The organism is Legionella sp. 16cNR16C (genome assembly GCF_021297775.1).
Classification (GTDB): domain Bacteria; phylum Pseudomonadota; class Gammaproteobacteria; order Legionellales; family Legionellaceae; genus Legionella_C; species Legionella_C quinlivanii_A.
Genome location: NZ_JAJTMX010000003.1, coordinates 875,603 through 890,729 on the forward strand (window position 1 = coordinate 875,603; position 15,127 = coordinate 890,729).

Consider the following 15,127-nt stretch of genomic DNA (forward strand, 5'->3'; position numbering starts at 1 on the left):
AGGTTGGGCCCTTGGCCCAACAATTCCATAACTAATGGCTATGAGGGCGGACCCCATTGTTATAAAAGTTTAGCTGCCTCTTGTAACCGGCATAAGGGTTTGTAGTAAAGCCTTGAAAATCTTCGGGTTTCCTCCGGAAATATCACCTTTTTTGAGATAATCTTCCCCGCCCTGGAGATCACCGACCAGACCACCTGCCTCTTTAATCAGTAAGGCAGCGGCTGCCATATCCCAGGGTCTTAGCCCCATCTCCCAAAAACCATCCAGACGACCACAGGCCACATAGGCAAGGTCCAGTGCGGCAGAACCGGTTCTGCGAATGCCGGCACATTTTCCAATCAAGGCTTCAAAAGTAGGCATATATCTCTGAGCGAGCTTGGGATCACGGAAAGGAAATCCGGTTCCCAGCAGGGAAGAGTCAAGCTGGGTTTGTTTGGATACTCGAATACGCCGATCATTCAGCTGCGCGCCACAACCACGGCTGGCTGTAAAAAATTCATGGCGAATTGGATCATAAACGACTGCATGTTCAATCCGGTTTTTGATTTTGCAGGCGATAGAAACGGAAAAGAAGGGAAAACCATGCAGATAATTGGTTGTGCCATCAAGAGGATCGATCATCCAGGTAACTTCTGAATCGATATTATGAGTGCCGCTTTCTTCAGCAAGAAATCCATGATCAGGATAGGCTTTATGTATAGTATGCATAATTGCCTGTTCGGCTTTAATATCCACTTCACTGAAATAATCGTGAGTACTTTTAGCGCTGACCTTTATTCGGTCAAGTTGCTCTATATGGCGAACAATAATATCACCCGCCTGTTTGGCGGCGGTCACTGCAATATTTAATAGTGGCTGCATAATTTAGCTCATGAAAAAACAAAGGGCGATTCTAGCACATTTTTTTTGTACAGAGAGAAGACATTGCTGGTATAGTTGCTTTTTTTTATTTAAATTGGTTAAGATGAATTTTTCTGCAATACGAATAGTGCTTGTTGGGACTACTCATCCTGGCAATATCGGCTCTGCGGCAAGAGCGATGAAAACGATGGGATTAACCCGTCTTTATCTGGTCAATCCAAAGTCTTTCCCTGATCTAAGGGCCTGTGAAATGGCAGCGGGTGCTGATGATTTATTGGAAAGCGCGGTAGTAACTCAGGATCTGGAGCAGGCTTTACAGGGCTGCCAGCTTGTTTTGGCGACCAGCGCGAGGCCGAGAGGAATTGCTTTACCGGGACTAAATCCGCCTGAAGCGGCCGCCTTGATTGCTGGCAAGTCCGATGACACCGAAGTGGCTATTTTGTTTGGCCGCGAACATGCGGGACTAACCAATGATGAGCTGCTGCGCAGTCAGTTCCATATTAATATTCCCAGTAATCCTGAATACAGTTCTTTAAATCTTGCCCAGGCAGTGCAAATTATTGCCTATGAGTTACGAATGAAATTGCTGTCTTCACCTAAAGTTGAAGTTGCACTGCGTGAAGATCGTGTGGCAACAGCAGAAGAAGTAGAACAGTTTTATGGGCATTTAACGGATGTGATGGTGGCAATCGATTTCTTGAGACCTGATAATCCCGGGCGCTTGCAGCAACGCATTCGCCGTCTTTTTAATCGCGTAGGTCTGGAACATATGGAGGTGAACATTCTGCGCGGTATTCTGAGTCATATGCAGAATGCTTTGAAATGGGCGAAAATTAATAAAGGGAGTTAATCATGAACAAAATGCCTCTTTATTTTGATTATATGGCAACTACACCAGTCGATCCTAGGGTTATAGAAAAGATGCTGCATTATCTGGGAAAAGATGGCATTTTTGGTAATCCAGCTTCAACTACACATAGTTATGGTCAACAGGCTCAAATGGCCGTGGAAACAGCGCGCGCACAAATTGCAGAAGCAGTTCATGCTGAACCTGGAGAAATTGTATTCACATCAGGTGCAACCGAGGCTGACAATCTGGCTATTCTTGGAGCGGCGAGATTTTATCAGCGAAAGGGCAGGCATTTAATCACATCTGTTACCGAGCATAAGGCTGTTCTTGACAGTTTTCATCAGTTGGAGCAGGAAGGTTTCCATGTAAGCTATCTTTCGCCCCAGCCTGATGGATTGCTTTCCTTACAGGATTTGGAGCAGGCGATTACCGACGAAACCATTCTTGTTTCAATCATGCACGTCAACAATGAAATTGGTGTAGTTCAGGATATTGCAGCCATCGGCGAATTATTAAAGAACAGAGGGATTATTTTTCACGTGGATGCAGCGCAAAGCGCAGGGAAAATTGCGATTAATCTGCGTGAGTTGTCGGTTGATCTCATGTCGTTTTCTGCTCATAAGAATTATGGCCCCAAAGGGATCGGTGCATTATTCGTGCGTCAGAAACCAAGAATTCGACTGCAGCCGCAAAGTTTTGGCGGCGGGCATGAGGGTGGTTTACGTTCAGGAACTCTTGCGACCCATCAGATTGTCGGTATGGGGGAAGCCTTTGCTTTAGCCGAAGCGAGCCGCGAGCTGGAACAGGAAAGAATACTTAAATTACGTGAACAATTATGGAATAACATAAAGGTTCTGCCTGATATTCATCTCAATGGCCATCCAAGACAAAGAGTGGCTGGCAATTTAAACATCACTTTTCCGGGAGTTGAAGGCGATTCACTGCTTTACGCATTGAAAGATCTGGCGGTTTCAAGTACCTCTGCCTGTGCATCCTCCAGCATGCAGCCTTCCTATGTACTGAAGGCCATCGGGTTAGATGATGAAAGTGCCTTTAGCTCGATACGCTTATCGTTAGGTCGATTTACAACAGAGGCTGAAATTATCGAAGCCTCGCAGATTATTCGTCAACAAATCTCACGATTACATGAAATATCACCATGATCATTTATAATGAATTAGTAGAGCGTTGTTTTTTTAAGCCCTGCCATGCAGGTATTCTGGATTGTAGTGAGCCCTATACGGTGCACGTCAGGGCTGGTTATCCTGGCCGATCGGGGCATTTTGATCTTTACCTGCAGTGTGATTCAGGTTTGATTAAAAAAGCAAGATTTAAAGCATTTGGTAATCCTTATCTGATTGCCGGCTTGGAGCTTCTCTGTGAGCAAGTGGAGAATAGTTCATTAGACGGACATCCTCACTTTGAGCATCGAGAGCTTGCGCGCAGGCTGGATTTGCCAAAAAATCAGCAGCAGCTTGTTTTTTTGATTGAAACAGGGTATCTCAGTGCTATAAATCATATGAAAGAGAAATTAGGGGTTTAAAATGAGTGTGGTGCAGCAACATGTTAACGATTCAATAATGGGGGTTTCTCTGAGCGAGGCGGCCATTAAACATTTATTAAGCTATCTTAAGACGCAAGCCGGAAGTAAAGGGGTACGTTTCTCAGTTAAAAAAACAGGTTGTTCTGGCCTTTCTTATGTCGTGGATTATGTGAATGAGACGGTCGAGGAGGATGTCAGTTTTCCTCTTAATTCGGAGTATCAGATTTATATCGATCGAAAAAGTTATCCTTATTTAAAAGGGATGCAGATTGATTATGTCAAACAGGGTTTTAATTCCAGGTTTATCTTCAATAATCCTAATCAAACGGGTCAATGCGGCTGCGGTGAAAGTTTTACTGTTGATTAAAATCTATCCCGGTTGTCACAACCGGGATACGGCAATCGTCCAAAATCCTCTATAGCCCTCATTTAATCCAATTTTACACTGTTTGATAACAAATAATTGCGAATGTTTAAATATTGGTAATTACTTTTCTTAAGCTTTCTTTAGTGAAATTATGCAAAATTTGCTCCAATTAAAATTAATTAGTATAAATTTGCAACGAAATATGCAAAAAAACTTGATTAAATCTTAATTTTTTCTTAATATTTCCTTAATAAATGAGTATCTATAAAACAATGTTTACATAGTTTGTAATATTTGGTAGTATTGCGATCATGATGCTCAAAATGGGTAACTTTTTTTAATGATTCAACAGAGTCTTTGGAGAGATCAATGAGTGCAGTAATGCAAGATGTGACACAAATTAATGATGCCTTGATTCAGCAAGTAATCGGAACCGTCAAAGGGTATCTGAATGCTGTCAGCAATAAAGATAATAATCTTAACCTTTATCAACTGATTGTTGAGGAAGTAGAAGCGCCCTTATTTCGTACAGTGATGGAACTGACTCGCTATAATCAATCAAAAGCTGCTCGTGTACTTGGTGTTAGCCGCGGCACATTACGTACTAAATTAAAGCGTTATTTTGATGATGAGTTTATTGGTACCCGTGGTTAATTTCTGAAGGCTTCTGTTGAGTGTATCTTGCGAAAAATTATAGAGTGTTTTGTTTAAACTGTTTATCGCAGGATGCATTCAAGCTTATCTCAGGTTTCTCTTTATTATAAAGAGATTTTGCTAGGAGCTAATTCTGTTGACTTGTTTTCAGTCTTTTCCTGCTCTTTTAAGGTCTGATTTTCCAACGCTTTTAAATCATTTATCGCGACTCTCATGCGCTTTAGTTTTTCTTTAGCAGAGTCTTCAGAAGCAGAGGCGTCTTTAGGTTTCCCATTATACCTGCGATAGAGTGGAACTAATCCAAAAGAAAGAGCCACAGTTAGTATTGCTTGTATCTTTTCCGACCAGCTTGGTTTTTTTATCAAACCACTTTGCTCAGAAATTGTTTTGCAGTTCCTATGAAAATCGTTAAATGACAATTTTCCCTCTTTGAAACTTTGGAGTTCCCCTCGCATCAGGCTGCAATATTTTTTAATTCTGTGTTTATCAGGACCCTCTCTCTCAGATAATCGTTCCATATTTGACAAGAGCGCTTTAAAATGACTGAGCTTTTGAGCGTCAACAGGGGATTTAGCCAGTTGCTTTTGATGCTGCTGCGCCTGCTGATCAATGCTCATTTCTTTTTGATGAAGCAGTTCTCTGTATTTATTTTTATCGCCAGGCTCAAGATTTGATACTAGTTGCTGAAACCGGTTCTTTTCCTGAGCGACTTTTTCTGCCAGCTCACTTGCCGTATCACAGTCGCTGAAATCGGCTGTAAAATAAGTTAATCGTTCCTCTATTCTCTGATTTTTTTGTTGTTCTTCATTTAACTGACTGTCTAAGCCATTTTTTTCCAGATTGCTCATGTCTTTGATATATTGCCTGGGGTTATCCAGCATTTTCTCAAATTCAAGTTGCACTTTTTTACTGTCCGCTTCGCTCAAACCCCCTCCCGGAGCCCTTAAATTGTTGACTGATTTTGAGTAGATAATTTTATTGAATATTGCATCGAAGGCGCATAAGGGTATTTTTTCCAGTTCTTTATTATCTTTATGTTTCTCAAAGAATTTAGCTATTTCTTTGTCCATAAATGGATATTGGCCATAGGTCTTGTTGACCTTATTTGTGTCAAATCTTCCTGAGACAAATGAATTAAGACCGACTGAGCTTTTTAAATCGTCCGTTATCTGATTTTCTGGTACCTTATGTTGAAGGAGATAGGTATTTATTTTCTCAGACAAAGAAACAAGATCCGCAACAGATGCGTAATTATTCATGTAAATTGTCAATTGAGCAGAATTCTTAAACCGCTCTGTGTTATGTAACTCAGGTGAAATAACTTTAAATTCATTGACATTATGTGCCCAACTTTCCTTATTAATAAACTCTATCAGGCCCAGCAGGGTATTTTGATCCAGATTACCTATATCATTCAAATTGACATGTAGCTTGAACGAGGCATCTTTAAGAATATCCGTTCCTGAAGGATGTGGAATTATATGATTCTTACTCAATTTTTCCTGGACCTGCGGCCAGAACTTCAGATGAGATTGATCATCGAGTGTCTCATAAAGATTTCGATAAATTGTATCATACTGACTTTGCAGTGGTGCTTTCTTTAAGCCTTTTTCCCCGGATGAGTATATATATATGAATTTCTGCTTCATCTCGCAGCGGCCAGCAGTTTCTCTTTTAATTCTACTGATAAACTGATTTTCAGAAAGCAACTTGAATGGTTTATTAGAAGCCATAACTTTATAAAAATGAAGCAGCTTGTCAGTTAATTATAGAAGCATCCTGACTTTTGTCATTGAACAGGGCTTGTTACTATACAAATTTCTCTGGTTTTCCAAAGTTCAGTTTGCTATGATGATGGTCAAAGTCGGTTAGGCAATCGCTCTTTGCTTTGCAAGGGGAGGAAAGTCCGGGCTCCATAGGACGAAGTGCCAGGTAACGCCTGGGAGGCGTGAGCCTACGGAAAGTGCCACAGAAAATATACCGCCATGAAAATGGTAAGGGTGAAATGGTGCGGTAAGAGCGCACCGCGCAACTGGCAACAGTTGTGGCAGGGCAAACCCCACTTGGAGCAAGACCAAATAGGAATCCATCCGGTTTACCGGAACGTATGGTCCGTACGGGATTCGGGTAGGTCGCTTGAGGCATTCGGTGACGAATGTCCCAGATGAATGATTGTCCCTGACAGAACCCGGCTTATCGACCGACTTTTTTCTCAACTCCGTTTAGCCTGCGAAGCAGCATTATCCCGTCTCGGAGGCTCGCAATCATGGTTTAAGCTTGATTATGTTCAACCCAGGCTTTACTATCGGAAGCCTGAATTCCTGAACAATAGAAACTTATGATTTTATGCCTCGATGTGGGAAACTCTCATATATATGGTGGTGTCTTTGCAGGGGATGAAATCCGCTTGCGATTTCGTCATACATCCAAAGCCTGTACATCAGATGAGTTCGGTATTTTTTTGAAAACGGTCTTGCGTGAGAATCAGTGCTCACCGGAAGCCATTAAGCAAATCGCTATTTGCTCCGTTGTACCGCAACTGGACTATTCTCTACGTTCAGCTTGTCTTAAATACTTTACTGTCGACCCTTTTTTTCTGCAGGCGGGTGTAAAGACAGGACTCAATATCAAGTATCGAAATCCTCTGGAGGTAGGGGCAGACAGGATTGCCAATGCCATTTCGGCGGCCCATATTTATCCTGGTAAAAACATTATTGTGATTGATTTTGGCACAGCAACTACGTTCTGTGTCATTACTGCACATAAATTTTATCTGGGAGGAGCTATTCTTCCGGGAATGCGTTTATCGGTCGATGCACTTTCCAATAATACGGCTAAATTACCGGCGGTAGAAATTGTAAAAATGAACCAGGCTGTTGGCCGTTCCACCATTGAAAGTATCCAGTCGGGCGTTTATTTTGGCGCCATAGGGGCTTGCCGCGAATTAATACACCGGATAAAAGCTGAGTCCTTTCATGATGAAGAAGTGTTAGTTCTGGCTACTGGCGGTTTTGCTTCCTTGTTTGAAAAGCAAAATATTTATGATCATCTGGTACCAGACCTGGTATTGCAGGGCATTCGCCTGGCCGCATTAATGAATCAATCGATGTAGCTCCTTTGTTCCTGATATCACCCGTCTGTAATCAATCATTTCCGCGCAGACGGAAATCTATTCATGATTTGGCACTGTGCCATATTTAAAATGGATTTCCGCCTGCGCGGAAAGGCATTGTTGCGTGGAAAGGTGGGTGCGCAAAAAATTGTCTTTGCGAGCATTAGCGAAGCAATCCAGATCCCGGCTTTGTTCAGGTTTCGATCTGGATTGCTTCACTTGGTTCGCAAAGACGACATGTTTGTTGCTTGGTTCTATTTACGCAACAATGCCGCGCGGAAAAGACAAAGCTTGAATAAAGGAAAATGAGCAATTCGAAAGAATCCTTCAGTCCTTGAAGGCTTATTACCTGCACCGAGCAACCTTCTGTCACTCCATAAAAAAATCAACCTGCCCACCACTTGGTCAAAAATATCTCTCCCTATTAAAAATTAAACAAAATTTGTTGACGAGAAGGATTTTGTGTTTCTATAGTGTAAGAAAGTGGTGTAAAATACTAAAAAAGTGGAGAATTGTGGGATAGCCTGCAAAATTAATCATGTTTCGTGGCATAACGTCTTTGACAATCGATGCGAAGGGTCGTATAGCGGTTCCAACACGTTACCGTGAAGCATTGGACAACGCAGGCAATGCCTCTTTAGTCATCACTATTGATACTGAAGAAACCTGTCTTTTGCTGTATCCCGCTGCACAATGGCAAGTTATTGAAGATAAATTGCAGAATTTGCCAAGTTTTAACGCGGCTGCAAGGCGTATTCAGCGTTTGCTGATTGGGCATGCAACTGATGTTGATGTAGATAACAATGGACGATTATTATTGCCTCCTTTGCTGCGTGAATACGCAGGACTGGAAAAGCATGCAGTAATGATTGGCCAGGGCAATAAGTTTGAGATTTGGAATGATAAGACCTGGGAAGAAAAACGTGAAAGCTGGTTAGCTGAGGAAGCCTCTCAGCACGACGTCTTACCAGACGAAATGAAAACATTTTCTTTATAGTGGAACAAAATGCATCAATCAGTCTTATTAGAAGAATCGATAAATGGTTTGGCAATCAATCCGCACGGTATCTATATTGATGCCACTTTTGGCCGGGGAGGGCATAGTCGTGCAATTCTCGAACGCTTGTCTGAACAAGGCCGATTGATTGCGATTGATAAAGATCCTGAGGCTATTCAGTTTGCCAGTGAAGTATTTGCCCAGGAAAAACGCTTTGAGATTTTCCACGGTTCGTTTGCTGATATTGCCATATACGCGGAAAAAGCAGGCGTTTGTGGTGCTGTAGATGGAGTGTTAATGGATTTGGGAGTGTCATCTCCGCAGTTAGATGACGCAGAAAGGGGGTTTAGTTTTTTAAAGGAAGGCCCTCTGGATATGCGAATGAATCTGCATCAGAAACTTGATGCCGCAACCTTTATTAATCGTACCGACGAGCAGGAAATGAAGGAGGTGTTCAGGAAGTACGGAGAGGAGCGTTTTGCAGGAAGGATTGCGCGGGCGATAGTGGCAGCCCGCCAGCAATCCCCTATATTGACTACTCAGGCACTTGCCGAGATCGTCAAGGCGGCAAATCCAAAATGGGAAAAACATAAGCATCCTGCAACAAGAGTATTCCAGGCAATACGTATTTATATCAATGATGAATTAAGCGATTTGGAAAAAGCGCTCAAATCATCTGTTGATGTGTTAAAGATCGGGGGGCGTCTGGCGGTTATCAGTTTCCACTCCTTGGAAGATCGAATAGTGAAGCAGTTTATGAAGGCAATGGAGGAAGGCAATAGACCGCCTCCCGGTGTGCCTGTGAAATACAATGAGATTGTAAAAAAATTCAGACGAGTAGGTAAGGCGATTATGCCGGAAGAAAATGAGATTAAAGAGAATATCAGATCCCGTAGTGCGGTCCTTAGAATAGGAGAGAAGTTGTCATGAATGCCGCAGCCAGAGCGATAAATCAAAGCAATTTATTTACTGGACAATTATCTGAAATGCGCTTATCCAAACAGATGAGTTTGATAATAACTTTGCTAATCAGTGTGCTCTTAAGTGCACTGGCAGTAGTTTATATTACCAATGAACATCGATTACGCTTTGATTATTTGCAGCAATTAGAGCAAAATAACCACCAATTGCAATTACAGTGGGGACAGTTACTTTTGGAACAGGCAAGCTTGGCTACTCCGGCGCGCGTTGAGCAATTGGCTATCGAAAAATTACGTATGCGTTTACCGGCAGATAAACAAACCTTTGTATTAAAGCCACGATGAAAAAAAACGGACACCGTTTACGGTTAATCACCGTTTCAGGCTTTTTTGTTCTCATTCTGGGTGTCCTGGTTTGGAGAATGCTTGACCTCACTGTCCTGCACAGACAATTTCTTAAAGGACAAGGCGACGCCAGAAGTTTAAGAGTTCAGGATATTCCTGCGTATCGGGGAATGATAACCGATCGTAACGGCACGCCGCTTGCTGTCAGTACCCCTGTTCAATCTGTTTGGGTTAATCCCAAAGAATTTTCTCCTACCCCTCAGCAACTTGCAACATTGTCCAAAATAACCGGCATTCCCGCCAAAACACTAAAAGCACGAGTTGAGAAAGCCAAAAGCCGGGAGTTTCTTTATTTGCAACGTCAGCTACCCCCTATGCTTGCCAAGGAGATTGAAGTATTAAAAATTCCAGGTGTCAATTTCCAGCAGGAATTTAAACGCTACTACCCGGAAGGGGACAGTACTGCTCAGTTAATTGGTTTTACCAATATTGATGATGCCGGAATTGAAGGAATGGAACTGGCCTATCAGGACTGGCTAATGGGCGTTCCTGGCAAAAAGCGGGTTGTGAAGGATAGAACAGGCCATATTGTTGAAGTATTAGGAATCCTCAAGGAACCTAAACCCGGACATGATTTGGTTTTGAGTATCGATCGCCGAATCCAGTACCTTGCGCATCATGAATTAAAAAATACAATGGAGAAATTTGCCGCTCGCAGCGGTTCCGTTGTTGTCGTCGATACTCAAACAGGTGAAATTCTGGCAACCGCCAATTATCCCTCGTTTAATCCTAATGCCAGAGCTAACTATTCCCGGGATAGTTATCGTAACAAGGCGATCACCGATACCTTTGAACCCGGCTCAGTTATCAAACCCTTCAGCATCGCCAGTGCGCTTGGCAGCGGTCTGGTAACGCCGGCTACAATTATTGATACCCGTCCGAGCTGGATGATTGTTCATGGACATACTATACGAGATGTTCATAATTATGGCGTACTTGATGTAACAGGAGTTTTAGAACATTCAAGTAACGTCGGGGTGACCAAAATGGTGCTCTTAAGCCCGCCAGAGCAATTACTTGGGCTTTTGCAGCGCAGTGGTTTTGGCCAAAGAACAGAGAGCGGTTATCCGGGAGAAAGCGATGGGGCGATTGTCAAGCCTAAAGATGCCAATCCTTTCGTTTTAGCGACCGTCAGTTTTGGATATGGACTATCAGTGACCCCCCTGCAATTGGCCAAAGCCTATCTGATATTTGCCAATCATGGCAATTTGCTGCCTGTTACTTTGTTGCATAATCCCGATTATCACCCGAGTGTCGAAAAGGTAATTGACGAGAAAACTGCCAATGATGTTCTGGCTATGATGGAGGCCGTTATGGTTGAGGGAACGGGTAAGGCAGCCCAGATTCCAGGCTATCGTGTAGCTGGTAAAACAGGAACCGCCCGAATCGCTGGAAAAAATGGCTATGAGGCCAATCGGCATATAGCAAGCTTCGTTGGTATTGCTCCAGCATCGCGTCCTCGACTGGTTGTGGTTGTAGTCATTCATGAGCCGACTAAAAATGGTTATTATGGGGCAGCGGTCGCAGCACCCTTATTTGCAAAAGTAATGTCAGGCGCCTTACGCACTCTGGATATTCCGCCCGATATAACAACAGGCTAAGTTAAATGAAACTCAATAAACTCCTCTGTCCCTGGATTGACGATGTAATATCTGAATTGGAAATAACTGGTATCAGCAATGATAGCAGGTCAGTTAAGGCTGGTGATTTATTTATAGCCTACCCCGGTCATGCGTCAGATGGACGACAGTTTATTCCACAAGCTGTAAAGAATGGGGCTGCTGCAGTTCTTTTTGATCCTCAAGGGTGGAAGATTTCCGAACCTGACACGTCTATTGTGTATATTTCACTGGCTAATCTTGTATCAAAGCAGGCTGAACTGGCTGCCCGATTTTATCAAAACCCTTCGGACAGCCTATACGTTACCGGAGTCACTGGCACGAATGGTAAAACAACAATTGCCTATCAGTTAGCACAGGCGCATGAGCTTCTTTCTGCAAAATCGGCTTATATCGGCACTTTGGGCTATGGAAAAGCGGATGAACTGCAATCACTGGCAAATACCACACCCGATGCATTTTGTTTGCAACAGCTATTCAGTCAATTTCGTCAATCCGATATTAGCCAGGTGTGTATGGAGGTATCTTCACATGCTCTTGATCAGGGACGCACTGATTGCATTCGTTTTTCTCAGGGGATTTTTACCAACTTAACTCATGATCACCTTGATTATCATCACACCATGGATGAGTATGCAGAGGCCAAAGCAAAACTGTTTGCGTTTCCAGAGTTAAAGTGGGCTATTGTAAATCAGGATGATAAGTATACCCCACAAATCCTGAAATCGGTTTCTGCAAATTGCCAGTTGTTAAGCTATGGTGTTCATCAGCAGGCAGATGTCAGAGCTATCGAACATGAAATCAGTCTGACAGGAACCCGAATTAAGCTGAACTCTCCTTGGGGAAGCCATGAATTGCAGATTAGAGCTTTAGGATATTTTAATATTTACAATGCCCTGGCCATATTTTCCAGTCTTATGGCTGCAGGCTATCCCGTGTCTGAAGTGGTTGATACGATGTCTAAACTTCGAGCCGCTCCCGGCCGTATGGAGATTGTAAGCCAGGAACCCTATACCATCGTGGATTATGCTCATACACCGGATGCTCTGAAAAACGTTCTTGAAACCTTAAATGGTGTCAAAAAGGGTAAAATCATTGCGGTGTTTGGCTGCGGCGGCGACAGAGATAAAACGAAACGCCCCATTATGGGGCAAATTGCCAGTGACAATGCGGATATTGTGATTATGACCAGCGACAATCCACGTACCGAAGACCCTGTGCAAATTCTTGATGAAATTGAGCAAGGCATTCATAAACGAGACAATTTATATAAAATTGCCAACAGGGAAGAAGCAATCGCCAAAGCAGTCAGTCTTGCTTCAGCTGATGATATCGTGTTGGTGGCTGGAAAGGGGCATGAATCCTATCAGCAAGTTGGCAGCATACGCCATCATTTTTCTGATCAGGAAGTCTTGAATCGCTATGTGAATAAGAACTGAATGAGAGTTGTTAATAAATTCTTGCAGATTGGCCCTTGGTCCAACCTGCATGCTTTTTCTAAAACAATCGCTGATTTCTCATAATACTAAATGACTTTGCATCCATCTCGGCGGATTCCCCATCCAGAAAATAGGCCACATCATCTCGGGCACCGGTTTGCTGGTAGTCGCCACCCCATTCGAGGACTGCCCATTTGATTAGGGGATTGAAAATATTGTGATCCCATTCAAAGGCAGCATGTCTGCTTGCTTCAGCCAGATTAATTTTTACAAATTCTTCCTGATCCGCTGCATCGGACTTATTCTTAAATTCGGCAAAACTTTTGGCATCCATTTCGGCCGTTTCCGGATTTACAAAATAGGCAATGTCTTTTCTTGGGGGCAGAGCTTGCGGACCACCAAATTTTTGCCCAACACTGGCGCATTTGACTACTAGCCAACCAATGGCAAATTTGCCGATTTTGTGATCCCATTCCAAGGCTACATAAGTCATAATCAGTTTATCCTTATCTAATTTTTCCATGAACTATTGAAAAAGAGATATTTTTTTATCTTTTAATCAAACATTATAAAATGTAGACAAGAAGTAAAGGATTGTCGACTTCTGATTTAATTTCCAACACCAGCAATTCGCTGCAGTTCAGCAAGTTTACCGGTAGCCATTTGATAACGATCAAAATCATGCCTTGGTGGATGTGCCTTGCGTAGCTGCAAAAAGGCTGTTTGCGGATCCGCAGCTTGTTTAAGCGCAAGAGTTTCCGGCTCGGGGTTATACAGGGCTAAGACCAACTCCTCCCAGGTCTCTGCTGCCGGTTCATCCATAAATACCTGGTTTTCCGGAAGAGGGCTAAAGGGAAGATGATACAATGTATGTAATTTGCCGCTGAGTATTTGCACCGCCCGCAATTTCGCTTCGATGCTATGGCCGGCGATGTGTGGAGTGTTAACTGTGGCCATTTTGATAATCTCGGGATTTATCGCGGGTTCACTACTGTACACATCGGTGCAATAAATTAGCCCTGGTCGTTTTAATAGAGATTGTTCATTAACGATATGTCCTCTGGCGGCATTAATAATAATCCCTTGCGGGTTGAAGGCATTAAAAAATGGCTCATCCAGAAGGTGAAAACTGGGGTAGGGAGCTGTCGTGTGTAAATTCGCATGAATGGTTATAAGATCGGCGTCAAATAACTCATGATAGCCGCAGCTTTTAAAGCCGGTATCAGAAGCGGCCTTCAGAGGATCGTAGGCTAATACCTGAAACCCTAACATCTTCAAACGTCGGCTGACTTTTGAACCGACCACACCAGCGCCAATCACCACCGCATTCTTACCGGTAAAATTGCGATTCTTTTTTAACCAGGCAATACTGCAAACGACATAATCCGCAACCGCTTGTGCATTACAACCTTTTGCATCGAGTAATTCAATCCCAAGTTTGGCCAGCAAACCGCTATCGATATGATCGGTGCCACTACTGGCTGTCGCCACATATTTGACCCGATGTTTTTTAAAAAGGGCCTCGTTGACCTTCAATGTGGCTCGACAAAGAAGGATTTCCTGTCCTGCCAGCAAATGAGGGATATGTCTTTGATCTTCATAAACTGTCAGATTAAAAGGCGCTGGGAAAGCGGCCTTCAAATTGGGGAGCGATGCGTCGGCTAGTATGTTCATAAATGAAAAACAGCGACCAGCAGACGAAGAGAATAATTCATAAGCGGATTGAGAATCCAGCTCAGAGCGCCAGTGATCAGCAACAGGAGCACGATGAAAAATCCATAAGGTTCAATTTTCTGAAATTTCATTGCGGCTCGGGGTGATAGCAGACTCATTACCACTTTACTTCCATCCATCGGGGGAATAGGCAGCAGATTAAAGAAACAAAGCAGCAGGTTTATGATCATTCCGGCTCTTGCGGCCAATAATAGAAACAGGGCATAGCTAGTGCGCTGTGGGTCAAGATAAAACGAAATTTTAAAACAAATGGCCCAGAATATTGCCATGACCAGATTAGACAAGGGGCCTGCCAAAGTGACTAAAGCGAGATCACGACGCGGATTGCGCATACGAGAGGGCATAATGGGCACAGGTTTTGCCCAGCCAAAAACAAAACTGAATTTGCTTAGAGTTAATACCAGCAGAGGAACAATAATAGTTCCAAACAAATCAATATGTCTAATAGGATTAAAACTGAGCCGCCCTTCCTGCTCAGCAGTTCGATCGCCGCATAATGAAGCAACCCAGGCATGTGAGGCTTCATGAATGGTTATAGCCAGCAAAACAGGAATAATCCAAATAGCGATTTGTTGTATCGTAGATAATTCTGGCATGAGAAACGCTGATAAAAAGAGAGAGTTTAA

At 43.0% G+C, this 15,127-nt stretch carries 17 protein-coding genes and 1 other RNA gene; 13 read left to right on the forward strand and 5 right to left on the reverse strand.

Annotation, left to right across the window (positions count from 1 at the left end):
* Positions 1-69: 69 nt before the first annotated feature.
* A complete protein-coding gene (locus LXA66_RS13990) occupies positions 70-861 on the reverse strand; it encodes an inositol monophosphatase family protein (RefSeq protein ID WP_112218232.1) in 792 nt (263 codons plus the stop codon).
* 103 nt (positions 862-964) lie between these two features.
* Here LXA66_RS13990 and LXA66_RS13995 point away from each other — a divergent pair, with 103 nt between their 5' ends.
* The 5 genes from LXA66_RS13995 (at position 965) to LXA66_RS14015 (ending at position 4,275) form a co-directional block, all read left to right on the forward strand.
* The gene (locus LXA66_RS13995) at positions 965-1,711 is read left to right on the forward strand and encodes an RNA methyltransferase (RefSeq protein ID WP_233013650.1); all 747 of its coding nucleotides are present in this window, start codon (positions 965-967) and stop codon (positions 1,709-1,711) included.
* Between the two features lie 2 nt (positions 1,712-1,713).
* Positions 1,714-2,874, forward strand: coding sequence for an IscS subfamily cysteine desulfurase (locus LXA66_RS14000; RefSeq protein WP_233013651.1), 1,161 nt, complete (start codon positions 1,714-1,716; stop codon positions 2,872-2,874).
* Positions 2,871-3,254 (forward strand): iron-sulfur cluster assembly scaffold protein, encoded by a 384-nt coding sequence (locus LXA66_RS14005; protein WP_233013652.1) that lies wholly within the window; start codon positions 2,871-2,873, stop codon positions 3,252-3,254. The genes LXA66_RS14000 and LXA66_RS14005 overlap by 4 nt, the downstream gene beginning before the upstream one ends.
* Position 3,255: 1 nt before the next feature.
* Entirely contained in the window at positions 3,256-3,621 is a 366-nt protein-coding gene (locus LXA66_RS14010; protein WP_112218228.1) for an iron-sulfur cluster assembly accessory protein, read from the forward strand.
* Positions 3,622-3,990: 369 nt separating this feature from the next.
* Positions 3,991-4,275, forward strand: a complete 285-nt coding sequence (locus LXA66_RS14015; RefSeq protein ID WP_058508063.1) for a helix-turn-helix domain-containing protein — start codon at positions 3,991-3,993, stop codon at positions 4,273-4,275.
* Positions 4,276-4,379: 104 nt separating this feature from the next.
* Here the strand turns inward: LXA66_RS14015 and LXA66_RS14020 are convergent, their stop codons facing one another.
* Positions 4,380-5,924, reverse strand: coding sequence for a hypothetical protein (locus LXA66_RS14020; RefSeq protein WP_233013653.1), 1,545 nt, complete (start codon positions 5,922-5,924; stop codon positions 4,380-4,382).
* A gap of 211 nt (positions 5,925-6,135) precedes the next feature.
* Here LXA66_RS14020 and rnpB point away from each other — a divergent pair.
* The 8 genes from rnpB (at position 6,136) to LXA66_RS14060 (ending at position 12,767) form a co-directional block, all read left to right on the forward strand.
* An RNA gene (rnpB, locus tag LXA66_RS14025) (RNase P RNA component class A) lies at positions 6,136-6,487 on the forward strand.
* Between the two features lie 126 nt (positions 6,488-6,613).
* Positions 6,614-7,387: a type III pantothenate kinase gene (locus LXA66_RS14030; protein ID WP_112218226.1), complete on the forward strand. Its 774-nt coding sequence runs from the start codon at positions 6,614-6,616 to the stop codon at positions 7,385-7,387.
* Between the two features lie 63 nt (positions 7,388-7,450).
* Positions 7,451-7,696, forward strand: a complete 246-nt coding sequence (locus LXA66_RS14035) for a hypothetical protein (RefSeq protein ID WP_233013654.1) — start codon at positions 7,451-7,453, stop codon at positions 7,694-7,696.
* A 229-nt stretch (positions 7,697-7,925) separates the two neighbouring features.
* Complete coding sequence (gene mraZ / locus LXA66_RS14040) at positions 7,926-8,384, forward strand: division/cell wall cluster transcriptional repressor MraZ (protein ID WP_233013655.1); 459 nt, start codon at positions 7,926-7,928, stop codon at positions 8,382-8,384.
* 9 nt (positions 8,385-8,393) lie between these two features.
* Positions 8,394-9,314, forward strand: coding sequence for a 16S rRNA (cytosine(1402)-N(4))-methyltransferase RsmH (gene rsmH, locus LXA66_RS14045; protein WP_233013656.1), 921 nt, complete (start codon positions 8,394-8,396; stop codon positions 9,312-9,314).
* A complete protein-coding gene (gene ftsL, locus LXA66_RS14050; RefSeq protein WP_058508058.1) occupies positions 9,311-9,649 on the forward strand; it encodes a cell division protein FtsL in 339 nt (112 codons plus the stop codon). The genes rsmH and ftsL overlap by 4 nt, the downstream gene beginning before the upstream one ends.
* On the forward strand, positions 9,646-11,310 hold the full coding sequence (locus tag LXA66_RS14055; RefSeq protein ID WP_112218223.1) for a penicillin-binding protein 2: 1,665 nt from the start codon (positions 9,646-9,648) through the stop codon (positions 11,308-11,310). The genes ftsL and LXA66_RS14055 overlap by 4 nt, the downstream gene beginning before the upstream one ends.
* 5 nt (positions 11,311-11,315) lie before the next feature.
* Complete coding sequence (locus LXA66_RS14060) at positions 11,316-12,767, forward strand: UDP-N-acetylmuramoyl-L-alanyl-D-glutamate--2,6-diaminopimelate ligase (RefSeq protein WP_233013657.1); 1,452 nt, start codon at positions 11,316-11,318, stop codon at positions 12,765-12,767.
* Between the two features lie 58 nt (positions 12,768-12,825).
* Here the strand turns inward: LXA66_RS14060 and LXA66_RS14065 are convergent, their stop codons facing one another.
* From LXA66_RS14065 to LXA66_RS14075, 3 genes are all read right to left on the reverse strand, one after another.
* Positions 12,826-13,260, reverse strand: coding sequence for a hypothetical protein (locus tag LXA66_RS14065; RefSeq protein WP_133138887.1), 435 nt, complete (start codon positions 13,258-13,260; stop codon positions 12,826-12,828).
* A gap of 116 nt (positions 13,261-13,376) precedes the next feature.
* Positions 13,377-14,441, reverse strand: a complete 1,065-nt coding sequence (locus LXA66_RS14070) for an NAD(P)-dependent oxidoreductase (protein WP_233013658.1) — start codon at positions 14,439-14,441, stop codon at positions 13,377-13,379.
* Entirely contained in the window at positions 14,438-15,097 is a 660-nt protein-coding gene (locus LXA66_RS14075) for a site-2 protease family protein (RefSeq protein ID WP_233013659.1), read from the reverse strand. The genes LXA66_RS14070 and LXA66_RS14075 overlap by 4 nt, the downstream gene beginning before the upstream one ends.
* Positions 15,098-15,127 lie beyond the last annotated feature (30 nt).